A 24,571-nucleotide genomic window follows, 5' to 3' on the forward strand; every position below is an offset into this window, starting at 1 on the left:
TCCGGCGAAATAAAACCCTGCCGTTGTCACGAGTATGCGTGAATCACCAGAGCGGCTCAAGCGGGCAACGGCCCGGCGGGCGCCACCACCGGGGCCTGCGGCGTCCTTGCAACAGGCGGCGCGGCTTATTCGGCGCGCAATGCTTCGACCGGGTCGAGGCGCGCGGCGCGTCGGGCGGGCAGGACGCCTGCGACGAGGCCGATGACGATGGCAATCACTTCGGCGAGGATGACGAAAGTGAGCGGCGTATGCACCGGCAGGGCCGGGACGAGCAGGCGCACCAGTTGCGCGAGGCCGACGCCGAGGACGAGGCCGGCCAGGCCGCCGAGCGCCGAGAGTGCCACCGCCTCGCCGAGGAAGAGGCCGAGGATGGTGCGGCGCGGCGCGCCGAGGGCGACCATCAGGCCGATTTCGCTGGTGCGTTCGCTGACCGCGATGGTCATGATGGTGACGATGCCGACACCGCCGACGAGCAGCGAGATGCTGCCCAGCGCGCCGACCGCCATGGTCAGCACGCCGAGGATGTTGGACAGGGTGCGCAGCATGTCTTCCTGGGTGGTGACGGTGAAGTCCTCGCGTCCGTGGCGGGCGATCAGCAGCGACTTGATCGAGCGGCTCACCTCGGCCGCCGGAACGCCCTCGGCGTAGGCCACGTCGAGGGTCATCAACCCTTCCTTGTTGTACAGCTCGAAGGCGCGCGCGGTCGGGATGTAGGCCGAGTCGTCGAGGTCGATGCCGAGGAACTGCCCCTTGGCCTCGAGCACGCCGACGATGCGGAACTGCATGTGCCCGATGGTGAGGCGCGCGCCGAGCGGGTTTTCGCTGCCGAACAGTTCCTGCTTGAGCTTGGCGCCGAGCACCGCGAAAGGGCGGGCGTTTTCGATTTCGTCGGCCGGCAGAAACTGGCCGCTGGCCAGGCGCATGCTGTAGACGCGCAGCATCTCGGGCGTGGTGCCGTTGATCGTGGTGCGGCGCAGGCGGCCATTGGCCTTGGCTTCGGTGTTGCCCCACACCAGCGCCGAGATGCCCGTGACATTGGGCAGGCGGCGCACCGCCTGCGCGTCGGCCAGGGTGAGCGGGCGCACCGAACTCGGGATGCCCGCCGGGGCAGGGCCGGAGGTCTTGGTCTTGCCGGGGGTGACCGCGATCAGGTTGGTGCCGAACTGGGTGAATTCGGCGAGCACGAAGCGATGTACGCCTTCGCCGATCGAGGTCAGCAGGATCACCGCGGCGATACCGACGGCGATGCCGAGCAGGGTCAGCGCACTGCGCTGGCGGTGCGCGGTGACGGCGCGCAGGGCGAGATGGAGCGAGTCGATCGGGCGGATCATGGCGTCAGCGCTTGGCCAGTGCCTGCACCGGGTCGAGGCGGGCGGCCTGGCGGGCGGGCTGGACGCCGAACAGGATGCCGGTGACGAGCGCCGTGCCGAGCCCGGCAAGCACCGCCCAGGCCGGTGGCCAGGCCGGGAAGGCCGGGTAGAGCTGGCGGATCAGTGCTGCGCCGGCGTGCCCGAGCAGGAAGCCGAGCACGGCGCCGGCGAGCGAGAGCAGCACCGCTTCGACCAGGAAGGCGTTGCGGATCGTCGCCGCGTCGGCGCCGAGCGCTTTGAGCAGCCCGATTTCGGCGGTGCGTTGGGCGACCGAGACGAGCATCACGTTCATCACCAGGATGCCGGCCACGGCGAGGCTGATCGCGGCGATGCCGGCGACGGCCAGGGTCAGCGCAGCGAGCAGCTTGTCGAAGGTGGCGAGCACCGCGTCCTGGGTGATCACCGTCACGTCGGCCTCGCCCTCGTGGCGCAGCTTGATGATTTCGGTGACCTGCGCTTTCGCCGGCTCGATCGCCTCGCGGCTGTTGGCCTCGACGAGGATGCGGAACAGGGTGTTGCTGTTGAACATGGCCTGCGCCAGCGCCACCGGGACGATCACCAGCTCGTCGGTGTTCATGCCCAAGCCTTGACCGGTCGAGGCCATCACCCCGGCGATGCGGAAGCGGCGGTCGCCGACGCGCACCAGCTGGCCGAGCGGGTTCTCGGCGCCGAAGAGTTCATCGCGGACCTTGGCGCCGATCACCGCCACCGGCGCGCCGCGCCGCCAGTCGCCTTCGGGCAGGAAGCGGCCTTGCGCCAGTTGCAGCCGGCGCACTTCGATGAATTCGGCCGTCGTCCCGGCCACCATCACCTCGCGCAGGCGGCCGCGGGCGCTGATCTCGGAGGTGCCGACGGTGAGCGGTGCGACGCGGCGCACGGCGCTGGCGCGCAGCAGCGCTTGCGCGTCGTCGACGGTCAGGTCGCGCGGGGTCGTAGTCACCGCGTTGCCGGGGTTGAAGCCGCCGGTCTGCGAGCGGCCGGGCAGGACGATGACGAGGTTGCTGCCAAGCGAGGAAAATTCCTGCAGCACGTAGCGCCGCGCGCCGTCGCCGAGCGCGGTGAGCACCACCACGGCGCCGACGCCGATGGCCATCGCCAGCATCAGCAGCACGGTACGCAGCGGGTTTCCGGTTGCGGCGTCGCGGGCGAAGCGGACGAGGTCAGCGGGGCGCATGGCGGACGCAGACCGGCCTTGAGCATGACGGGTGCGGTGGGCGCGGTGAAAAACGGGCGCCAGCGACACACGTCCCGGGCGCGTGGTTCGGGCTTGTTTTTTCGGCGTGAGCGCCGTGGTTCATGGTTGCGCGCCCGGTTTGGCACCCGTATCCACGCGCAATTCGCCGTCTTCCATGTGCAATTGGCGCCGGGCGCGGGCGCCGAGGGCGGTATCGTGGGTGACGACGATCAGCGTCACCCCGCGCGCGTTGAGTTCTTCGAGAAGCCGCATCACGTCTTCGCCGGTGGCGCGGTCGAGGTTGCCGGTCGGCTCGTCGGCGAGCAGGATCGCCGGCTGCATGACCGTCGCGCGTGCGATGGCGACGCGCTGGCGCTGGCCGCCCGAGAGCTGGTGCGGACGGTGGTCGGCCCGGTTGGCGAGGCCGTAATCGGCGAGCGCGCGTTCGACGCGGCGGGCGCGCTCGGCCGGGGCGATGCCGGCCAGGGTCATCGGCAGGGCGATGTTCTCGGCGGCAGTGAGGCGCGGCACGAGGTGAAAGCTCTGGAAGACAAAGCCGATGCGCTCGCTGCGCACGCGCGCCTGTTCATCCGGGCTGAGCGTGGTGACGTCGCGCCCTTCGAGCGTGTAGGTGCCGGCGTCGGGCCGGTCGAGCAGGCCGAGCAGGTTGAGCAGGGTCGATTTTCCGGAGCCGGAGGGCCCCATGACGGCGACGTACTCGCCGTCGCGGATGACGAGGTCGAGGCCGCGCAGGGCGTGCACCTCGCTGTCGCCGAGGCGGAAGGTGCGTGCGATGCCGCAAAGCTCGACGAGCGGGGCGCCCATCATGGGGCCGTGCCGCGCGCCGCGCTCTTGTCGTCGCTGCTGTAGCGCGCGCCGGCTTTGACGCCGACGCGTTCGAGCGAGGTGACGACGCGTTCCCCTGCGGCGAGGCCCTCGCTCACCTCGGTGTATTCCCAGTTGCTGAGCCCGGTCTTGAGGCGCCGTTCGGCGAGCGTTCCGTCGGGGCTGGCGACCAAGACCCGTGCGCCTTCCAGCAGGGCGGCGGTGGGCACGCGGACGACGTCCTCGCGGCGGTCGAGGACGACCTCGACGTCGGCGCTGTAGCCGACGAGCAGCTTGCCCGGCGCTTTCGGATCGTCGAAGGTGGCTTCGATATCGACCGTGCGGGCCTGCTTCTCGACGGCCGTCACGTAGGGGGCGACGCGCTTGACCTTGCCCGCGAAGTGCCGGCCCGGCAAGGCGTCGAGCGAAATGCGGACGTTCTGGCCGGCGCTGATCTTGGGCGCGTCGACCTCATCCATCGGCGCCTTCACGTACAGGCAGCTGTCGTCGATCAGGTCGATCGCCGGCGGCGTCGGCACGCCGGGCGGTGAGGGGGTCGAGTATTCGCCGACTTCGCCGACGATCTTGGCCACCGTGCCGTCGAAGGGCGCGTGCAGCACGGTCCGCGCCAGCTCGACCTGGGTGGCGTCGACTTTGGCCAGCGTCTGCGCCACGTCGGCTTGTGCCGCCGCGCAGGCCGCGCGCCGGGCTTCGGCTTCGGTGCGCGCCGATTCCTCGCGCGAAGTCGAGACGAAGCCGCGCTCGCGCAGCGATCCCTGGCGCGCGGCCTCGCGCTCGGCGTTGGCGGCCTGGGCGCAGGCTTCGGTGACGCGTTGCCGGGCGGACAGCACCTGGGTCTTGGCCAGGGCGTTCTGGGCACGCTGGTCGTCGTTCCAGAGCTTCATCAGGAGCTGCCCCTTCTTGACCTGGTCGCCTTCCTTTACGGCCAGAACCTCGATCCGGCCGCCGACGATCGTCGACAGCTTGGTGCGCAGGCAGGCCTCGACCGTTCCGGCACGGGTGTTGGCGATGCTGGCCTCGACGGTGCCGCGCTCGATGGTCTTGAGCGTCACGGCGACGGGCTGCGGTCGTCCGATCCACCAGAACGCCAGGACGGAGAGGCCGACAACGGGGGCTGCGATCAGCAGGCGACGGGAGAGGCGGGTCATGGCGGCAAAGGCAGGAGAGGCCGACGCAGGCGGAAATGACATGCTCGTGCAAAACGTCGGATCAGGCAAGCGCAGGGTGCGCCTTGTCCTGTCTCATGGATTGCATGTAGATCGCTCAAAAAGCACTGTGTTTTTTCGCTGTTTTGCGCCGGCGAAGGCAATGACAAAAGCATTGAAAATCGAGTTTTTTGGGTATATAACTTTGGTTAGTACGCCTTAAGTTAATAGCCTGAATTGCTTAGTAATTTAATTCTAGAACTAAAGTTATATATACGCCAACTATATGAATTTGTTGAAAAAATAAGTGTGCTTTGGTCTTGTTTTAGATCGCTGTGACAGGCGGCTTTTTGCAATACAAAACGTTTGTCGGGCTAATTAAAAAAACGATTGACCCCCGGATAAAAAGGGGTAACATTGGGTGCGTGGTTTTGTATTTTTCGAGGCCGAAAGGCCTCTTTGATAAGAGAGAGGAGAGGTAGTCATGATGCGTCCGAAAATGAAGCTTTGTGCCGCCGCGGTCGCCTTGGGCGTGCTGTCCATGGGTGCGAGCGCACAGGAAAAGCTCTACGTTTATACGTCGATGAAGGACTCGATCACCAACGAGCTGAAGAAGGGCTTCGCCAAGAAGCACCCGGAAGTGAAGCTGGACTTCCAGGTCGCCGGTGCCGGCAAGCTGATGGCCAAGCTCGCGGCCGAGCGTGAGTCGGGCAAGATTCTCGCCGACATCCTCTGGACCAGCGAAGTGCCGGACTTCTATCAGCTCAAGTCGCGCGGCCAACTGCTGCCCTACATGCCGGCTGAAATCAAGTCGCTGATCCAGCCGCTGGCCGACTACGACGGTTCGTTCACCGCCGTCCGTCTGGGCACCCTGGGCGTGGTGTACAACACCAAGAAGATCAAGGAAGCGCCGAAGAGCTGGGACGACCTGAAGAAGCCCGAGTACAAGGGCGCCTACGGCATCGCCAACCCCGCCCTCTCCGGCACCGCCTACATGAGCGTCGCGCTGCTCGCGCAGACCTTCGGCTGGGAGTACTTCGAAGCCCTGCGCGCCAACGGCGCCAAGATGGGCAAGGGCTCGGGTCAGGTGGTTGACGATACCGCTTCGGGCGACCTCGTGGCCGCGCTGGGCGTCGACTACATCGTCCTCGACAAGATCGACAAGGGCGCCACCCTGGGCTTCGCCTTCCCGAAAGAAATGCTCGTTCTGCCGAGCCCGATCGCGATCATGAAGGGCACCCCGAACGAAGTCGCCGCCAAGAAGTTCGTCGACTACGTGCTCTCCAAGGACGGTCAGCAGGTTATCGCCGATGAAGGCACGATCCCGGTCCGCACCGACGTCAAGAGCCCCGAGCGCTTCAAGCTCCCGGCTGCCGACGAAGCCATGAAGCGCGCGATCAAGATCGACTACTCGAAGGTCATGAACGAGAAGGAACCGACCGTCAAGAAGTTCACCGACATCATGCAGAAGAAATAATCGACAAAAAATGGCTAACGTTCAAATCAAAGGCGTCACCAAGCGCTACGAAGAGAAGACCGTGTTGTCTTCCTTCGACCTGGAGCTGAAGGACGGTGAATGTTTCACCTTGCTCGGGCCCTCGGGCTGCGGCAAGACCGTCCTGATGCGTTTGATCGCCGGCTTCGAGAAGGCCGATGCCGGCGTAATTTCTATCGACGGAACCGTGGTCACCAACCCCGCGGACGGCACGATGATCTCGCCCGACAAGCGGGCGCTCGGCATGGTCTTCCAAGACTACGCCGTGTGGCCGCACATGACGGTGTTCGACAACATTGCTTATCCGCTCAAGCTTGCCGGCGTCGAAGCCGGTGAACTCAAGACGCGGACGATGCGGGCGGTCGAACTCGTCGGTCTGAAGGGCATGGATCAGCGCTTCCCGTCGATGCTCTCCGGCGGTCAGCAGCAGCGTGTGGCCTTGGCCCGCGCCCTGATCTCCGAACCGCAACTGCTGCTGCTCGACGAACCGCTGAACAACCTCGACGCCAACCTGCGCGAGGAAATGCGTTTCGAGATCAAGGCGCTGCAGCAGAAGCTCGGGGTGACGATTTTCTACGTCACGCACGACCAGGAAATTGCCCTGGCGATCGCCGACCGCGTCGCCGTCATGGACGACAAGGGCCAGCTGCGCCAGATCGGCACGCCGGAAGAAATCTACGAGAAGCCGGCCGACGATTACGTCTTCCGCTTCCTCGGCGTCGCCAACTACCTGCCGGTGCGGCGCAAGGGCGACAAGCTCTACGCCGGGACGGCCGACTCGAAGGTCGAGTGGGTCGGTGAGGCACCGAGCAAGACGGGTGCGGTGGTGACCGGCGGTTTCCGCCCGGGCGACCTCGTGCTCGCGCGCGACGGTGCCGGGATGGAAGCCACGATCAAGCGCGTCAGCTTCCTGGGCGCCCAGTTCGACTTCCTGATCGACATCGGCGGCACCATGGTGCGTGCGGCATTGCCGAGCCACGTGTGCGTGGATCAGGGCCTGCTCTTCGAGGACGGCGACAAGTGCGTCGTCAATCTCGCGGCGGTGACCTGGTTCGATGGCGAGATCGTCGTTGAGAGCAAGGTGAACAAATGAGCATCAAGACTGAATCGCGCATTGGCGCACCGGAAGTACTGTTCGGCCTCGCGACGGCCATCCTGTTGATCGTCGTGGGCGTGCCCATGGCGCTCATCTTCTTCAACGCCTTCTGGGTCGACGGCGCGCTCAACGTCGCCGACGTGATGAAGGTGCTGAAGAGCCCCGAGACCTTCCAGGCGCTCGGCAACTCCCTCGTCCTCGCGGGCGGCGTGACGGTCACCGGCACTCTGGTCGGCACCTTCTTCGCCTGGCTGGTCACCCGGACCGACCTGCCGTTCAAGAAGACGATGAAGCTGATGTTCCTCGTGCCCTTCATGCTGCCCGCCTTCATCGGTGCGCTGGCCTGGAAGATGTTGCTGTCGCCGCGCGCCGGCTACGTCAACCGCTTCTGGATGGACACGCTGGGCTTCGAGTCGCCGCTCTTCGACATCTATAGCTACGCCGGCATCATCCTGATCGAGACGATGTACCTGTTCCCCTTCGTCTTCATCCAGGTGAGCGGCGCGCTGGAGCGGATGGACCCGACGCTGGAAGAATCGGCGCGGATCTCCGGGGCCGACCTCTTCACCATCACGCGCAAGATCACGATCCCGCTGATCATGCCGTCGATCGTCTCGGGCGCCCTGCTGATCTGCCTGTACTCGATGGCGCACTTCGGTACGGTGGCCGTTCTCGGTATGGAAGTCGGTATCTACAACATCCCGACCCTGATCTACGAGAAGATCCACCAGAGTGCCGGTAGCTGGAACTCGATCCGAACGGCCACCGTTCTGTCGATGGTGCTGGTGACCACTGCGGCGATCATCCTCTGGATCCAGAACCGCGTGCTCTCCAAGGGCAAGTACCAGATCATCGCCGGTAAGAGCTTCCGTCCGACGGAACTCCGTCTGGGCGTGTTCCGTACCCCGATGCTGATCTTCTGCTGCGTCTATATCTTCGTCACCATCATCGTTCCGACCGCCACGATCTTCGGTGTCGGCGCGCTCAAGACCTACGGTCTGCCGCTGTCGCTCGAGAACATGACGCTGCACAACTTCGAGTACATCCTGTTCGAGTGGGAACTCACCCGCGACTCGATCTGGAACAGTATCTCGTTGGGTCTGGCTTCGGCGCTGGTCACCATGTTCTGCGGCGTGATCATCTCCTACGTCATCGTCAAGATGAAGGTGCGCGGCAAGGGCTTCCTCGAGTTCCTCGGCATGCTGCCCTTCTCGGTGCCGGGTTCGGTGATCGCCCTGGGCGTCATCCTGGCGTGGAGCGGCAAGCTCGGGATCAACATCTACAACACGGTGTGGATCATCCTGGTCGCCTACATCGCCCGCTACATGGCCTTCTCGCTGAAAGCCAACTCGGCGGCGCTGGAGCAGGTGCATGACTCGCTGGTCGAAGCGGCCCGTGCCTCGGGGGCCTCGATGGGTCAAGCCTTGCGCGACATCGTGGTGCCGCTGGTTCGTCCCGGCATGGTGGCTGCGTTCTTCCTGATCTTCCTGCCGGCCCTGCGCGAACTGACGGTTTCGGTGCTGCTCTACGGCCCGAACACGCGGACCCTCGGCGTGGCGATCTACACGCTCAACGAAGACGGCGAAACGGTCTACTCGGCTGCCCTCGCGGCCATCGCCCTGATCATCATCGTGGTCGGTGAAAGCCTGGTCAAGCGCCTGGTTACCGGCAAGACGGCCAAGTAAGGAGTTAGAGAAAAATGGCTTATATCGACCTGAACCAGGTTACCAAGCGCTTCGGCAAAGTCATTGCCGTCGATAGCCTGAACCTGCAGATCAACAAGGGCGAATGCGTGGCCATGCTCGGCCCGTCGGGCTGCGGCAAGACGACCACGCTGCGCATGGTTGCCGGTTTCGAAGACCTCGACGAGGGCGAAATCCGCTCCGGCGATACGCTCCTCTCCTCGTCGCGGCAGAAGTATTACCTGCCGCCCGAGCATCGCAACTTCGGCATGGTGTTCCAGGCCTTCGCGGTTTGGCCGCACATGTCGGTGTTCGAGAACGTGGCCTTCCCGTTGCGCATCCGTAACGTGCCCAAGGACGAGATCATCGCCCGCACGACGGAAGCTCTGAAGCACACCAACCTCCTGTCGGTGGCCGAAGGCAGCCCGGACGACCTGTCCGGCGGCGGTAAGCAGCGCGTCGCGCTGGCCCGCGCCCTGGCCATCCGTCCGGACGTGATGCTGCTCGACGAGCCGCTCTCGAGTCTTGACCCGCACCTGCGGGAAGAGATGCGTTTCGAGATCAAGGACCTGCAGCGCCGCTTCGGCTTCTCGATCCTCTACGTGACGCACGACCAGTCGGAAGCCATGGCGCTCTCCGATCGCATCCTGGTCATGAAGCACGGCGTCGTGCAGCAGATCGGCACGCCGCTCGAGGTCTACGGCAACCCCGCCAACCGCTTCGTGTTCGAGTTCATCGGCCTCTCCTGCTTCCTCAAGGCCAAGGTGACCGCGACCACGATGACCATCGGCGGCGAGACCTACGGCTTCCCGCACGGCATCGCCCCGGCGGCCGAGATCCTCAAGGCCGGCGAAGGCTTCCTCGCCGCTCGGCCGTCGGAAATCGAGTTTACCGGCGACAAGGGCGTCAAGGCCGTCGTGGCCCGCAAGTCCTACCTCGGCGAAATCATCGACTACCGCGTCATGGTGGGCGATGCCGAGGTCCGGGTGCAGAAGACCCGCCGCGATCCGAGCTACTCGGTCGGCGACACCTGCTTCCTGGAGTTCCCCCACCCGCACTGGTACCCGGTCGAATAAAACCGGCGCCCCGGCCGGCGCAAGACGCCGGCCGGGCGGGTGGCGGAACGCCACAAAGTCCCGTTTTTCCCGCGTACTGCCTTCGGGCAGTTCGTTCCGGAACGTTCAATCCCCTGACGTTCCGGAATTTTTTTTGGGCGTTCGCTTCGGCTTCAGTAGTGACTGACCACGATGCGCCCTTCCTGGATCAGGCGCTCGAGCAATTGTTGCGTCGACTCCACGGCCGGATATTGCGCAGGCAGATTGCTGCCGGCGTCGGCCAGCGTCACGAGCAAGCCCATCGCGCCGCCGCCGTCGCGGTCGACCCACAACTGCAGATCGTCCTTGAACGTTTGCGCGTTGGTCTTGCGAACGAGTTCAATGAATCCGCCGGCAACCAAGTTGCTGGCATCGGTCTTTGCATTGCCGGTGGCTTTGAAATTGGCTTCGAAGAGCTGCGAGAGGTCGAGGCGGTCGTTGTCGGTCTCAAGCGGTGCCGTAAAGGTGAAGTCGGTGATGATGTCCCCCGATGAGCCGCCAAGCCCTGCCGCCGCACCGCCCGGAACTTCCTTGCGGTAGAGGAAGGTGTCGGAGCCGCGCCCGCCGGTCAGCAGGTCGGCGCCAAGACCGCCGGCGATCAGATCGTTGGCTGAGGTGCCCAGGATTTGGTCGGCCCCCGCACCGCCGAGGAAGCTGACTCCGCGCGCCTTTTCTGTACTGGAGAGGGCCGCACCATCCAGGACATCGGCGCCGTCCGTGCCGAGAATCCAGGTGTTGTGCCGGAACGAGCGCCCGGCGTCGTCCACCAGTCCGCCGGTGTAGCTGAGCTTGAGTGGCGCGACTTGCGGGCCGGACAGGGTGAGCGCGACGCCTTGGCGAAGGTCGATGGACGTCGCCGACAGGGCAAAAATCGACGGTCCGCCATAACTGGTGAGCGCGAAATCGCCAGCCTGGACGCTGCCATTCAGCGCATGATCGAAAGCGATGTGCAGCTGATTGAGCGCCGGAATGCTGCGAAAACCGACGGCTTCCGGCGGGCGGTCGCCGCCGCGCGCATAAAGCGTGTAGGTGTTCGCCCCCTCCGTATAGGTGTAGCGGTGATCGTACCAGGCGTTGTTGAAGTGGAAGATTCCCTCGCTTGCGAAAGGCGAAGCGAACCCCGTGGTCCGGAGGACGTCCTGGCGGCCGAGGAGGATTTCGACGACGCCGGTCTCGGACAGTTGGCGGACGTCCTGCGCGCTGATGGTCAGCACCTGGCGCAGGTTTTCGAGCCCGCCTTCCTGGACGAGGTTGATCTTTTCGAAGCCGAGCAGGCGGTGGAATCCGGCGTCATTGACCCGGGCATTGGCTTCGGCCGTACCGTAGAGCCCGCGGGCATTGCTGATGAAATCGGAAAAATCGATCTCGCTCCGCCCGCGGTACTGGGTGCCGAAAGCGAGCGTGTCGGTGCCGAGTCCGCCGTCGAGCAGACGGAAAGCGAGATCTTTGATGGTGACGACGTCATTGCCGCTGCCGGTGGTGACGTAATCGGCGCCCGCGGTGACGACGAAGTCGTCGCTCAGGATGTCGTTGAGCTTGAGGATCTGGTCGATGATGGCGCCGGGGACGTTGCTGGTGGCCAGGTCGTAGTCGGTCTTGCTGCGATCGGCATGGCGCTCGGCGACGGCCCCGGTGCTTTGGTATTTGGCGGCGAGGTAGGCTCCGATTTCCTGTTGGTAAGCCCAGTTGGTGCTGACCGAGACGCTGATCTGGTCGCCGAGGACACCGGCGCCCCCGCCGCCGATTTGGAAACGGCGTTGTTCGGCATCCGGGGCGAATGCCTGGAGGTAATCCATGGCCGCCAAGGGGTTGTTGGCTGTCGGGATGTAGTTGCTTAGGGTGACCGTCTGGTTGAGCCGCATCTGGTTGTAGAAGCTCATGCCGTAGCCTTTGGCCGCCTCGGTAACCATCTGCCACGCCCCGAGGGAAATGACGTTGGTCATCGAGGTGTCCCACCAGGAACCGGTATAGGGCGAATCGACCGAGCGGACGGTGCTGCTCAGTCCCTGGAAGGTGTATTGAAGGTACGGGGATTTCAGGAGCTGGGTGTAGGGTGCGACGGTAACCGGCGCCCCCCCGTTCTGCGGGGTATAGGTGATCGGGGTGGCGTTGGCGGTGAAGCGGAAGGTCGGGTGGCGCATGACGACCTGGCTGCCTTCGACCACCGGCATGAACATCATGAAATCGGTGTACCCGGCCGTCGGCATCGTCGCGTCGTTGGCGTGGCGGGCCATCGTCGGTGCCTGGTAGAGGTATTTTCCGCCGACTGCGGTTTCGAGGAATTTCGAACCGGCGTCGAGCATCAGGTAGGCGTGCCCGTTGTTCGGGTCGATTTTTACAACCGTCCGCCCGGCCGGGTTGGCATTGGCCACCGAAATTCCGCCGGCACTGGCCGTCCATTGGGTGACGACGCTTCCTTCGGGGACCGTGAGGCTGTCGGGGTCGAACCAATAGACTTTTCCGGCATACGCCGCCTCCTGCGACCAGTGCGACTGATCGGCCGCCACATAGACGCTGCGCAGGAAGGAGGTGGTCGTGGTGTCGCCGCGGGTCAACGAACTCGTCAACTGGCGTTCGCCGTCGGCGCCCCAGGCGTTCCCGGCGACGTTAAAGCTGACTTCGTTTTGATTGTCGGCAGTGACCGTGGTGCTCGCGATTTCGCGGCCGTCGATGAAGAGTTTGACCACGTCGCCCGCCTTGGCCTTGGCGAGCGAGATGCTGACCGGGGTGGCGGAACTCGTGCTCTCGATGACGTTATTGCCGCTGACATTGGCAATCTGCGGACGCTCGGCGGCGGAAATCAAGGTCTCTGGCACGGTGACCGAAACTTCGTTGGCGACCGTGTTGCTGTTGCCGGCGAGGTCGAACACTTTGCCCGGCGTCAGGGTGAGGCGCTCGTTCGGGGCCAGGGTGGCGCCCGCCCCGAGGCGGATTTGCCAGAGCTGGCTGTACCCGTTCTCGCTACCGATCGGGGTAACGACGGGGTTGAGGCCGCAGCTGGCCGGCAAGGCCGAGAAGTTGAACTGGACGGCTTCGGAAAAGCGGATTTCGATGACGTCGCCGGCATCGAGCTGACCATTGGCGTTGCGGTCGCTCTGGAGACGGATGCTCTCGATGGTGTCGACGACGGTGTCGAGGCGGATTTGCTTGGGGGCGGAGTAGACCGAACTCAATTGTCCGTCGGCGGTGACGATCTGGGCCGTCAGCTGCTTGAGTCCGTCGTCCATCCCGTCCCACGCCGTGGTCGGAAGGCTGACCAACTGGTTGGTGGTGATCGTGCTCGAATGGATTGCGATCTGCGGGTGGAGGTGGCTGATCGAGCCGGGGACGTAGGCGATTCCCTGGATCTTGCTGACGTCGATCTCGGGCGGGAAAGCGCCGTAGAACTGGATCGGATAATTGCTCAGCACCTGGTTGCCGGTGGCCGTCAAAGTGATGTCGCGCGAGGCCAGTCCGCTGCCGGACTTGAAGGTGACGCGTACGACTGCCGTCATCGTCTCGCCGGCCTGGAGTTTGAAGCCCGTCCCCCAGCCGCTGGAATTGCCGAACTGGTTTTCCCAGGTCGGGGTGAGGTTGAGAAACAGCGAGCTGATGCCCATGCTCACCGGGTCGCTGACGGCTTTGCCGTCGACAAAAAGCGTGATCTTCCGTCCCGCTGCGGCCAGCGCATCCGACAGGCTTTGCGTAAATTCGATCTTGTTGGGATCGCTGCGACTGTAGCTCAGGGATTGCCCTGTCCCGGCGATGGGTGCGTTGTTCTTGTCGAGCAGGGTGGTCGTCAGGGTGTCGTTGCCGTCCAGCGCGGCGTTTGGGACGACGATGCTGGTGTCGTAGCCAGCCACGATGCGCGGCGCATCCGTGCCAGAAATCACGGGCTTTATCGCGGTGTCGAGCGTGATGCCGCCATAGCTTTCCCAGAAGAAATCGCTGGTCGTCGAGGACGGGCGTTGTACCGTGGCGGTATAGGTCAGCTTGCTGACGCCGGCCGCGGTTTCTGCTGTGCCCGGGGCCGAGACGAGCGTGACCTGTTCCCAGCGATTGATGTCGGTGAAGTAGGCATAGACCTGGGCGGTCGCCGTCTTACCGCTCGCCAGGTGGACGAGATTCGGGAAGTCCAGGGTCAGGTTGAAGGTCGATTGCGGCGAGGCGCCCCCTGTGCTGCTGTGGGCGAGCTGTGAGTTGGGTTGGGTGAGGCCCCAGAGGTTGCTGTCGACGTAACTGATCTGGGCGACGTTGTTCAGGTCGGCGACTTCCCGGCTCGTGAACCGGAAGGTGTTCGAGGCGCTGGCGGCCGAGGCGGCATCGCCCGTACTGTGGAGGGTCAGGAGTTGGCTGCTGCCATCGAGAAAGGTGACGCGGACGCGCGCCGAGATTGACGTGCCCGGCGGCAGTTTGACGGCTTTGGTGAGCGTCAGGTCGAGCGCAAGCGTGTTGACTTTGGGCAGCACGCGGTCGATGACCTGGCCGTCGAGGGCGATTTCGAGCAGGCCGCCCTGGGCCGCATTCAGCTGGTCGGGCGTACTCGTGTTGCTGAAGTACAGCCGCGTCACGCCCTGGCCTTCGTCCGCGTTGATCCGGTTGTCCTCCATGATGTCGAGCGGCGGCGTCGGCAGGCCGGGCGAGACGCGGTTGGGCACCAGCAAGGCGAGGTCCTGGCTGGCCGGGTTGCCGCCGGCGTCAACGACGCTCGCTTTGCGGAGCGTGATCCGGTCGTTGGCCGTAAGGTTGCAGTCCGAGTCGAGATACAGGCGGAATTGGGTGGCGTAGAACTGGCCGTTGATTGAAACGCTGTCGACGGCTTCGATCCGTGCGTCGGTGCCGAAGGTTTTGCCCGGCGGCAGGACGAAGTTGCTCAGGCGCCGCAGCTCGAGCACCGCCACCGGCTCGGCGAAGGCAATCAGCAAACCGTCGTTGTTGGCGCCGTCGCCGTTGCCGTCAAAGCGCGCGAGCGGCTGGGTCGCGTGCAGTGTCGGCGGTCGGCGGTCGATGTAGAACTCTTGGTGCGCGGGACCGGAAACGGCACCTTCGCTGTCGGTTTGCTTGGCGCGGATCAGGACATTGCCCTGCCCGGAGGGCGAGATCGCGGCGAAGTCGCTGGCACTCAAGGTGAGCGACCAACTGCCGTTGGCCCCGACGGTGACGCCGCCGCGGCTCAGGCGCGGATTGCTTTCGTACTCACCATTCGCGGTCTTGACGAAAAACTCCAGGCTGACGGTCGCGCCGGCCTCGCCCAGTCCGGCGTAGGTTGTGGCCCCCGCATTGGCCTCATGTGCGCCCACGACGTTGTCGGGCGTCATCAGCAGCAAGGTGGGCGGGGGAACCGAGAGATGCAACTGGAAGCCGCCGCTGGCGGCTTCGGAGGTGTTGAGCGCGGCGTCGGTTTGGGTGACGCGATAGCTGACCGGGCCATCGCCGAGATCCTGCATGTCGCGTGGCGAAAGGGTGACCTTGAAGCTGCCGTCGGCCTGCGCGGTCGAAGGCAGCAGCAAGGAAGTCCCGAGCACTCCGGTCAGGACGACCGCAATGCTGGCGCCCGCTTCGGCGCCCGCGCCGTAAAAATCGACCGGTGCGTTCGACTGCGCCTTGGTGATTCCGGCGGCCGCGCCACGGCTGACATCGATGCTCGGGACGAGGACGATGGTGTCGAGGCGGGTCTCGATGACGTTCGAGTTCTCGGAAACGTTGCCACCCTGGTCCTCGATGCGGGCCTGGAGGCGGACGCTGAGGTTGGGGGCTTCGCCCGGGGCTTGCAAGGCCACGTCGGCCGGAACGCGGAGCACCAGCAACCCGCTGGCAATTTCGGCCGCGGTCAGGGTGTGGACATGGTCGCGGGCGAAGCCGGAGATGACGATGCGATCGCCGGCGACGGCCTGCGTGTCGGCGAGGGAAATGCGCAGCTCGACCCGCTCGCTTCCCGCATCGCGCAGGTTGATCCAGCCGTCATCGGTGCACGGGGCTGCGATCAAGGCCGGGCGCCCGGGCCGTGTCCGGTCCATGTAGTACTGCTGGATCTGCGTCGGGCTGACGTTGCCGGCGAGGTCCGTTTGTTTGACCTCGATCGAAAACGCGCCGTCGCCGATCCGCTGCAGGGCGTTGAGCAGTTCGTTGCGGTCGATCGTCCAGCTGCCGTTGGCGCCGCTGCTGGCGGCGAGGTCGATGAAGGTGTCGCCCTGGCGCAGACGCGCCGTCAACGTTGCCCCGGCCTCGAGCAATTGGCCGGTGATCGGGGCGATGAGGTCGGTATCCCATTCCTGCTTGTTGATCCGGTCGTCGGCCATCCAGCTGTCGAGACGCGGAGGCAGCGGGCTTAGGGTGTCGACATCGAACGCATGCGCGGGTGAAAGCGGCGAGGCGTTGCCGGAAGCATCGCGGAGTTGGAGGCTGATCTCGGCGCGTCCGGAAACATTGCCGATGTCGTCCAGACCCAGGCTGAACGTGGCCTGGCCGTTGGCGACTTCCAGTGCCGTCAACACCCGGCTGCGCGTGACCGATACGCCGCCGGCGCGCCAGATGACGATGAGGGTGTCGCCGCCGCGGACGTCGCACGCGTTCAAGCTGACCTGGACATCGATGCCCTGGCGCGCCTCTTCGCGGTTGATGATGCTGCCGCCGGGCGTGTCGGGCGCGCTTTCGGCCACGCCGAGGAGTTGCGGCGTTCCGGGTTGCTGGGTGTCGACCAGCACGGGCACCGGCGGGAGGGTCAGGCTGGTGCTGGCGGCGGCGTTGCCGGCCCGGTCTTCGAGGGCGGCGCCGTTGAGGGCGAGCGAGTTGGCGACGAGGCCGACCTCTTCGGTGTTGTCGCCGGCGACGACGGTATAAACGAAAACGAGCTTGTCGGCTCCCGCGGAGGCTGAGGCCGCCGCGTCGTAAATCGCGGTGCGCGTGCCCCCTGCGCCAAAATCCAAGGTCAGCGAGGGCGGGTTGCGCGGGTCGAGATTCACGAGGGTCAGCGCTTCCGAGGCCTGGACCGTGAGCAGAATCCGATCGCCGGCGCGCGCGTTGCCATGGTCGCCGCTGGCAGTCACGCTGGCATTGACCAGCGAAGGGGTCAGCGTGTCGATGATGAAGCTGTTGTCTACGCTTCCCGTGGCGAACGGAACGGTGACGGATTCGTCGTGTTGCGGCGAGATCTGGACGGCCTGAACCTGAATTCGCCCTTGTCCCAGTTGGGCCAGTTCGCTCGGCGACAGCGCGGCGCTCCAGCGTCCGCTGCCCGCGGCGACATCGACGAGGTGGGTGAAACTGGCCCCGTCGGCGTTGATGAAGGTCAGCCGGATGCGGTAGCCGGGGCTGAGACCATGACCTTGGCCCTCGACGGTGAACGCGCCGTTCGCAGCATTGAGTGCTGCGAGGTCGGCGGCGTTGAAGCACAGGTCGCGCCCCGATTCGATGCCGCTGACGGCGAGAATCGAGGGCGCCGGAACCGCCTCGGCGGTGTAGAAGAAGGAATGTGTGGTCGGGGGCGAGGCATTTCCGGCCGGATCGGTCTGAACCACTTCGATCCCGATCGCCTCGTTGCCCCCACCGAGCTGTCGAAGCTCCTCCGGGGTGAGCACGCAGGCCCAGCGCCCGCCGCTGACGGTGGCGCTCTTGCGCAGCGTCTGCCCGGCGTGCTGGAGGACGAGGCTCACCCGCGCCCCGTCTTCGCCGCGGCCGCTCAGAACGACCTCGCTCTGGCCCTCGCTGAAGCTGACCCGGTTGTCCGCGGTGACCGGGTCGATGAGCACGCCAGCCGGCGGTTCCAGGTCGATTTCGAACTGGCGCGCGCACGGCGCCGAGGGGTTTCCGCCCGGATCGCCGGCGTGTTCGCTGCGATCGTATTGGGTCGCCACGAGGCGCGTCGTTCCATTGCCGAGCAGGCGCGCTTCGTCCTGGCCGAGGGGCAGGGTCCAGCGTCCGTCGGCATCGACTTCCAGCGCGGGTGAGGTCCAGCGGACAGGGTTGCCCTGCGCGTCGCGTGCGCTGCCTTCCAAAACGACGATGACGCTGTGGCCGGGAATGCCGTTGCCGGTGATCTGCCAGCCGGCCTGGGCTTGCGCCGCGTTAACGTAATTGTCGGTTTCGACCGGCGCGACGTCGGGGCTGCGCGGGGCGGCGTCGACCGGGCCGCTCCAGACGTGATAGCGGGGCCCCGCGTTTCCGGCCCGGTCGGTGAGGTGCGCTTCAACGCGCAGGTAGTCGTGATCGCCTTCCTGGGTGATGAGGGCGCTGCTGACGTTGAAGCGGACCACGCCACGCTCGATGTCGGCCTGCTGGACGAGGACGGAAAGGGTCTGCTTCCCCCAGTGCAGCGTCAGGGTGTCGCCGTTTTGTGCGTCGGCCCCCAGGGCCACGCAAACGCTGACATTCTCTGCGGCTTCGGTGACCGCGCCGTTCATGCGGATGAGCCCGCCGGCGAGTTTGCCGCGCGCGTTTTCTTCCGCCGCGATCAGCAGGCGGTCGGCCGGAGGCGCTTCCGGCGCGACGGTGTCGACCAGGAAGTGGCTGCTCGCCGGCGGCGAAGCGGCGCCGGCGTTGTCGGTGAAGATGGCCTTGGCTTCGATGCGCCCTTCGCCGAGGCGGTGCAGCTCGGTCGCCGACAGAGGGGCGAGCCATGAGCCGCCAGTCACCGGCAGGCGGTCGAGGATCAGGGTGGTGCCGTTGCTGCCCGTCAGTTCGAGGCGGACGCTGCCGTTGCCGATGGCCGTGCCGCGCAGTCCGCCACCACCGCTGGTGAGGTTCTCGAATTCGCGGGCATTGAGGTAGCCGTCGTCGGCCAGGAGGTCGAACTGCGGGGGCGGGGGCGGCGCGGCGACCAGGGTCTGCGGGGCGATGATGACGGGGGCCGACGCATTGCCGGCCCGGTCGATGAACTGGACGCTGAGGTCGTGGAGCCCGCTGCCCGCCGCGACGATGGTGCCGCTGGGCACGTCCAGGCTGATGACGCGCGCGCTGCCGTCAGCCAGGTGGGCGGCCGTGATGGCCTTGACGATTTCCTGGCTGCCCCAGCGAAAGACCAGCTTGTCGCCGGCCTGGGCGTCGGCCGGCAAGGGAATGGCGACGATGACCCCGTCGCTGGCTTCCGCCACCGTGATGCCGTCGCGCAGATCGCTTTGCGTGGCATTGAATGCCGTGGCCCGGCTCAGGTCGCTGGCCAGCGGTGCGGCCGGGGGGCGGGTGTCGATGACGAACTGTCCCTGGGTTTCGAGTGACAACGGAGCATCGGCGGCGGTGTGCGGTTTCTGGACGATGCTGACGGCGACCTCGCCCTCGCCGAGGGCTGCGACCTCTCCGGGCGTCAGCGTGAGCTGCCACTTGCGATCCGCGCCGACCCTGACGCTCTGGGTGATGCGTTGTCCGGAGCGCCCCTGCAGGGTGACGTCCACCACGTGCCCGGCTTCGCCGCCGCCGGAAACGACGAGGTCGTTTTGGGCTTCGGCGCGATTGACGAAACCGTCGCTGCCGACGCGCCCCAGGCTGGCGGAGGGCACCCCGCGTTCGATGCGGAATTCATGCGAGGTCAAGGGCGTCGCCTGCTGGTGGGCGTTCACCGCCCAGGCGTGCAAGCTCACATCGCCGGCTCCGAGCGTTGTTTGTACGTCGCTGGCCGCGAGGACGTACTGCCAGCGTCCGTTGGCGCCAATGTCGACGCTGCCTTCGAGCGTGCCGTTCGGACTTTCGAAGCGCAGGTTCAGGCGGGTGCCGGCCGGTCCTTGGCCGCTGACCGTGACGCCCAGCGCTTGTTCGCTCGGGGTCAGAAGATCGTCGCCGCTCAGGGGATCGATGCGCACGCGTTCGGAGAGCGGGGTTGCCCGGATGTCGAGGCTGTGGACCGCCGCCGGCGAGAGGTTGCCGGCGGGATCGGTCTGTCTGAGTTCGAGGGTGACCGTGCCGTCGCCCAATTGCGTCAGCACCGCGGGCGTCAGCAGCAGCGTCCAGTTGCCGTGTTCGTTGGCGGTGGTTGTCAGGCGCAGGGGCGTTTGTCCGTTGGCCAGCAGGACGGTGACCTGCGCGCCCGGCTCGGCGTGGCCGTTCAGCGGGACGCCGAGGGCCAGTTCGCTGGCGTTGATCACCCCGTCCTCGGCCACCGGGGAGAGGGCGGGGGCTTGCGCCTGGCGGTCGATCTGCAGCGTGTGCTGGACGCTCGTCGAGGTGTTTCCGGCGCGGTCCGTCTGTTTGAGCTCGACGTGTACGACCCCGTCGCGCAGTTGGGCGATCTGGTCGGGGAGCAGTGTGTCTTCCCAGAGCCCCTGCGCATTGACCGTGACGCTGCGCGGGCCGACATGGCCGCCGGTCCCGGTGTAGCTCAGCACCACCTGTGCGCCCGGGTCGCCGCTGCCGCGGAAAACGACCGGGTGGGCCGCTTCCTCGGCATTGATGCGGTTGTCGTCGGCGATGGCGAAGAGGGCGGGGGGCGCCGCAAAGGTGTCGAAGACGACGCCGGGCAGGCTGGACCCCTCGGTGTAGGGCAGGGAGGTGTTGCCGGCACGGTCGGTCTGGACGAGCAGGATTTCGATGTTGCCGTCGCCGACGGCGCCCCACTGCACGACGCCGAGCGTGGCTTTCCAGTGGCCGTTGGCGTCGGCGACGATGTCTTCGATGAGCGGGCCGTTGATGCCGGTCGAGACGTTGCGCAGTTGCAGGGTGATGCGCGCGTGCGGATCGGCGCGTCCCGACAGAAGGACGCCGGCATCGCGCTCGGGCGCGCCGATGCGGCCGTCACTGCCGATCACCGTCTGGTCGAGGCTGGGCGCGGCCGGGGGATCGATGTCGATGACCAGGCGGTGCGCGTCTCCGGGCGCCGGGGGCAGCCCATTGACGAGCGCCGTACCGACGACGCGGAGCGTGTAACTGCCCGGGTCGAGGCTGAGTTGAGCGACGTAGTTGCCGAATTCGTCGCAGACGACTTCGGCCAGGATTTCGCCCGGCTGGAGGCGGCCGTCGAGATCGGCGTCGTCGAACAGGATGACCCGCTCGCCGGGGGCGGCGCGCCCGCTGACGCGCAGCAAGCGCTCGTTGTCGCGGCTGCTCTGGGCGCAAAAACGGCTGTGGTAGACGTTGCCGTCGAGTTCGTGGCTGCCGTAATGCGCCGGGTCGAGCGTCAGGCTCGGCGGCCGGCCGGCGAGCCGTGCGTCGATGGCGTCGAGCACGGTGAACGTCTCTCCGGCATTGCCTGCGCTGTCGTAATGGGTCGCCGTGACGGTGACGAATTCCTGATGCGCCCGGTTTTCGGCGATGAGGTCGCCTGCGACGGTGACCAGGGCATAGCCCCGCGCCAGATCGTCGGCGGTGAGGGTGTGGGTGACGCTTCGGGTTCCCCAGGCCAGCCGCAACGTCTCGCCCGGGCGCGAGTCCTGGCCGAGGGCGACGGCGAGCTGAAGGTCTTGCGCGACCGTCTGGCCGTCCCGATCGACGAAGACCTCCTGCCATTCCAGCGCACCGGGCCCGCCGCCGTTGCGCCAGGCGCGATCGGGGTGCGTGTTGTAGGCGGCGGCGAGGGCGAGGCTGCCTGCACTGGGCGCGACGGGCAGGGTGTCGATCGAGAAATCGAGACTTTGCCAGGGGGAGCGGTTTCCGGCGGCATCGGTTTGCCGGATTTCGACGCGGATCGCGCCTTCCCCGAGGCGGGCGATTTCCGCCGCGCTGAGCGCGACACTCCAGCGCTCGGCGTGCGCCGGGACGTTGCCGGTCTTGCTCAGGATCGCCTGGGTGCCGACGTAAAAGACGAGCTCCAGTTCGGCGCCGGCTTCGCCTTTGCCGCTGAGCGCAGCGCCGCCCGTCGCCGCTTCGGCGGCGTTGAACACGTTGTCCTGCGTGGCCGCCAGCTGCTCGGGCGCCGCCGCGCTACGATCGACGCGGATCAGTTGCGCGAGGCTCGGCGCACTGGTCTGTCCGTAACTGTCTTCGACAAAGGCGCGCAACAGATGGGCGCCTTCGCCGAGGTCGACGTCGAACGCGAAGCGGCCGTCGGCCCCCGTCCGGCGGCTGCCCAGGTGTTCGCCGGGATCCATGACCCCGTTGCCGTCCTTGTCGAGGAAGAGATGCACGTTGAGGTCTGGCTGCGCCGTGCCGAGCACGGTCAGGCCTTGCGCCTGGGCGGTGACGTGATCGTTGTCGAAACGTCCGCTGTCGTCGCTGCTGTCGAGCGTCAGCCCCTGGGGCGCGTTCAGGGTGCCGGTGCGGATCAAGAAAGTGCGCGTGCCGCTGCCGGCGACGCTGGTGTTTCCCGCTTGATCCGTCTGCGTCGCACTGACGCTGATCTCGCCGTTGCCGAACAGCTGCAGCGTGGCCTGCGGCAACCAGGCGCTCCAGCGGCCGTCGGCGCCGACCAGCAGGTTGGCGAGCGCACTGTCCTCGATCGATCCGGCCTTGAAGACTAGGCTGACGCGTGCGCCCGGCTCGCCCCAGCCACGGATTTCCACGCCCGTCGATTCGATTTCGCCGGCGGTGACGATGTCGTTGCCGGCGATGGGGTCGATGCCGGCGGCGCCGACCTCGCTGTCGAGGGTGATGGGCAGCGCGTTTACCAGGCCTTGCGTGGCGCCCTGGCTGCCGCTGGCCGGGTCGTACGGGACGCCGACGATATGATGCAGGCCTTGCTCGGGCAGCGTGATCGTCGCGCGGAAACTGCCGTCCGGCGCGATCGCGACTTCGCTGAGCCAGGTGTCGTCGGGGTCGATGGTGCCGTCGCGGTCGCGGTCGATATAGAGCCGGGCCAGCATTCCGGCCGGGCCGCGCCCCTCGACGTTCAGCGTCGAGAGGCGGGTGAGGCCGTCGTTTGCGCTGCTGCCCGTGTCCTGTCCGTCCTCGAGGCGCAGCGCGCTGATTTCGGGCAACGGTTCGGTGCGGAGGTAGACCGGGCGCGTGGTCGAGGCCGAAACGTTTCCGGCGACATCGGTCTGGGATACCTGGACGTTGATTTCGCCGTTGAAACCGCTGCCGAAGGCAAAGCGCAGCGAGCGGCTGGGGTCCGCGTCCGGGCCGATGTTGGCGGGGACGTCGATGCGCCAGATGCCGTTGCTCTGAACCTGGGTTTCGAACACGATCTCGGTTGTGCCCTGCGACAGGCGCAGCGTGATTTTGGCGCCCGGTTCGCCGGTGCCCGAGAAGGGCACGCTGGCGGCCTGCAGCTCGTCGAAGCTGAGGCGATCGTCCTCGCCGACTGCGCCAAGGCCGGGGGCGACCGCCAGCGTGTCGACTTCGAAACGACCCGCGGCGACCTGCGGCGAGCGGTTGCCAACCTCGTCCTCACTGGCGAAAAGATAAGTGTGGCGGCCGTCGTCCAGGGGGCCGGGGGCGAAGACGAAGCGACCGCTGTTCGGGTCGGTGGTCAGCGTGGTGAGGTATTCGCTCTCCTGGGCCAAGCCGTCGAGGTTGGTGTCGCGATAGACGCGAACCGTGCACCCTTTGGGGGCGAGTCCTTCGAGGGTGGGCGTCGCGTCCGAGGTGATGTTGTCGCGCCCGGCGCTGTCGGAGTCGGCGGTCAGCCGCAGTTCGCTCGGCGCTGCCGGCGGATTCTGGCGCAAGGCGATTTCTTGCGGCGGGGCCCCGGTCGAATTGCCCGCCGGGTCGAAGCTGCGGGCCTCGATTTCCAGCCGGCCGTCGGCCATGCCGGCGAGGGCCGGGGTGAGAAGCACGGTCCACTGCCCGTGCGCGTTGGCCTGCGTGTCGACCCAGGCGGTCCGGCCGTTGATGTCCGTCAGCTGGATGCGGACCCGGGCTCCGGGTTCGGCTTCGCCCTGCAGGACGGGCGGGGCGAGGGCGATTTCGGCGGCCGTCAGCAAGCCATCGGTGAGGGCTCCGGAGAGCGAAACCCGTGGCGCGGCGGGGGGCGTCGTGTCGATCTCCAGCGCGAGTTCGCCGATATGGCTGAGCGGCTGCCCCTGCGGCGATACCACGGTGGCGCTGACGCTGAGCGCGCCTTCGCCGAGCGCGCGGATGTCGTCGGCCGAGAGCTTGAGCTGCCAGCGCCCGTCCTGGACCGAGAGGGTGCGCACCCGCGTGCCTTGGCTGCCGTTCAGGCGGATCTCGAGGGCGAATCCCGGGGCGCTGTGGCCGACCAGGGTAAAGCCGTCCTGGGCCAGGTGCAGGCCGTTGATCCAGCGTTCGCCGCCTGCGCTCGCGAGGGTGGGCGGGTCGAGCGGGGCCAGCGCGGGGGCGTCGCCCCGGTGGGCAGGCTCATGCGCTTCGAGATTTGTGGGCGCGGTCTCGAGCGTCGGGCCGGGGCGGACGTCGACGCTGCCCGACAGCGCCGGGCTGAGCTGCGGGTGGGGGGCAAAGAGGGTGGCGATGCGGTCGATGTCGGCCAGATTGGGCGTCAGGTGCGCTTCGATCAGTTGCCCCGAACTGCTCGTGTCTGCAGCCGTCTGCGCGTCGTCATCTGCGTGGTTCGGCTGTTCCGGGGCCGGGAAATCGCTGCGCTCGAGCGGCCGCGTCTGGTCAGGCGTTCCGGTGGCAACCACCGCGGTGTTGCCCGTCGCGAAGTAGCCCTCGACGACGACGGCGATGGTGCCGTCATCGCCCTCGCCGACCAGGAGAAGCAGCAGGTCGTTGCCGCGGCGTTGGGCGTGACGAAGCGCGCTGCCGAGGTGGAGCGTTTCGTCGGCCGAGAGGCGGACGGTCTCGCCGTGACGCAGGCTGAGCGAACGCGTCGGCTGGGTATTCGAGAGCCATTGAACGAGGACGGGCAT

The 24,571-nt window shown here is 66.5% G+C and carries 9 protein-coding genes; 4 read left to right on the forward strand and 5 right to left on the reverse strand.

The annotated features are described in order from the left end of the window. Positions 1-125: 125 nt before the first annotated feature. From QMB55_RS04365 to QMB55_RS04380, 4 genes are all read right to left on the reverse strand, one after another. Positions 126-1,331 carry an ABC transporter permease gene (locus QMB55_RS04365; RefSeq protein ID WP_497587451.1) on the reverse strand — a complete coding sequence of 402 codons (1,206 nt, stop codon included), beginning with the start codon at positions 1,329-1,331 and terminating at the stop codon, positions 126-128. 4 nt (positions 1,332-1,335) lie between these two features. Beyond that, entirely contained in the window at positions 1,336-2,544 is a 1,209-nt protein-coding gene (locus tag QMB55_RS04370; protein WP_497587452.1) for an ABC transporter permease, read from the reverse strand. Between the two features lie 120 nt (positions 2,545-2,664). Continuing rightward, a complete protein-coding gene (locus QMB55_RS04375; protein ID WP_497587453.1) occupies positions 2,665-3,372 on the reverse strand; it encodes an ABC transporter ATP-binding protein in 708 nt (235 codons plus the stop codon). Then, on the reverse strand, positions 3,369-4,580 hold the full coding sequence (locus QMB55_RS04380) for an efflux RND transporter periplasmic adaptor subunit (protein ID WP_497587454.1): 1,212 nt from the start codon (positions 4,578-4,580) through the stop codon (positions 3,369-3,371). Before QMB55_RS04380 ends, QMB55_RS04375 begins: the two co-directional genes overlap by 4 nt. A gap of 439 nt (positions 4,581-5,019) precedes the next feature. Between QMB55_RS04380 and QMB55_RS04385 the strand changes: the two genes are divergently transcribed. The 4 genes from QMB55_RS04385 to QMB55_RS04400 are packed head-to-tail and all read left to right on the forward strand — an operon-like array spanning position 5,020 to position 9,884. After that, a complete protein-coding gene (locus tag QMB55_RS04385; RefSeq protein WP_497587455.1) occupies positions 5,020-6,012 on the forward strand; it encodes an ABC transporter substrate-binding protein in 993 nt (330 codons plus the stop codon). Positions 6,013-6,022: 10 nt separating this feature from the next. After that, on the forward strand, positions 6,023-7,123 hold the full coding sequence (locus QMB55_RS04390; RefSeq protein WP_497587456.1) for an ABC transporter ATP-binding protein: 1,101 nt from the start codon (positions 6,023-6,025) through the stop codon (positions 7,121-7,123). Next, positions 7,120-8,811, forward strand: a complete 1,692-nt coding sequence (locus tag QMB55_RS04395; RefSeq protein ID WP_497587457.1) for an ABC transporter permease — start codon at positions 7,120-7,122, stop codon at positions 8,809-8,811. The genes QMB55_RS04390 and QMB55_RS04395 overlap by 4 nt, the downstream gene beginning before the upstream one ends. A gap of 14 nt (positions 8,812-8,825) precedes the next feature. Continuing rightward, on the forward strand, positions 8,826-9,884 hold the full coding sequence (locus QMB55_RS04400; RefSeq protein WP_497587458.1) for an ABC transporter ATP-binding protein: 1,059 nt from the start codon (positions 8,826-8,828) through the stop codon (positions 9,882-9,884). Positions 9,885-10,036: 152 nt separating this feature from the next. Here QMB55_RS04400 and QMB55_RS04405 read toward each other — a convergent pair whose 3' ends face one another. Next, positions 10,037-24,571, reverse strand: coding sequence for an Ig-like domain-containing protein (locus QMB55_RS04405; RefSeq protein WP_497587459.1), 14,535 nt, complete (start codon positions 24,569-24,571; stop codon positions 10,037-10,039).

Source organism: Propionivibrio sp., from assembly GCF_041441355.1.
Taxonomy (GTDB): Bacteria; Pseudomonadota; Gammaproteobacteria; order Burkholderiales; family Rhodocyclaceae; genus Propionivibrio.

What these genes read in the sequence shown, in the direction of transcription:
- QMB55_RS04400 (WP_497587458.1), top strand. Translation starts at nt 8,826, where the DNA reads ATGGCTTATATCGACCTGAACCAGGTTACCAAGCGCTTCGGCAAAGTC.
- QMB55_RS04385 (WP_497587455.1), top strand. Translation starts at nt 5,020, where the DNA reads ATGATGCGTCCGAAAATGAAGCTTTGTGCCGCCGCGGTCGCCTTGGGC.
- QMB55_RS04405 (WP_497587459.1), bottom strand. Translation starts at nt 24,571, where the DNA reads ATGCCCGTCCTCGTTCAATGGCTCTCGAATACCCAGCCGACGCGTTCG.
- QMB55_RS04375 (WP_497587453.1), bottom strand. Translation starts at nt 3,372, where the DNA reads ATGATGGGCGCCCCGCTCGTCGAGCTTTGCGGCATCGCACGCACCTTC.
- QMB55_RS04380 (WP_497587454.1), bottom strand. Translation starts at nt 4,580, where the DNA reads ATGTCATTTCCGCCTGCGTCGGCCTCTCCTGCCTTTGCCGCCATGACC.
- QMB55_RS04365 (WP_497587451.1), bottom strand. Translation starts at nt 1,331, where the DNA reads ATGATCCGCCCGATCGACTCGCTCCATCTCGCCCTGCGCGCCGTCACC.
- QMB55_RS04395 (WP_497587457.1), top strand. Translation starts at nt 7,120, where the DNA reads ATGAGCATCAAGACTGAATCGCGCATTGGCGCACCGGAAGTACTGTTC.
- QMB55_RS04370 (WP_497587452.1), bottom strand. Translation starts at nt 2,544, where the DNA reads ATGCGCCCCGCTGACCTCGTCCGCTTCGCCCGCGACGCCGCAACCGGA.
- QMB55_RS04390 (WP_497587456.1), top strand. Translation starts at nt 6,023, where the DNA reads ATGGCTAACGTTCAAATCAAAGGCGTCACCAAGCGCTACGAAGAGAAG.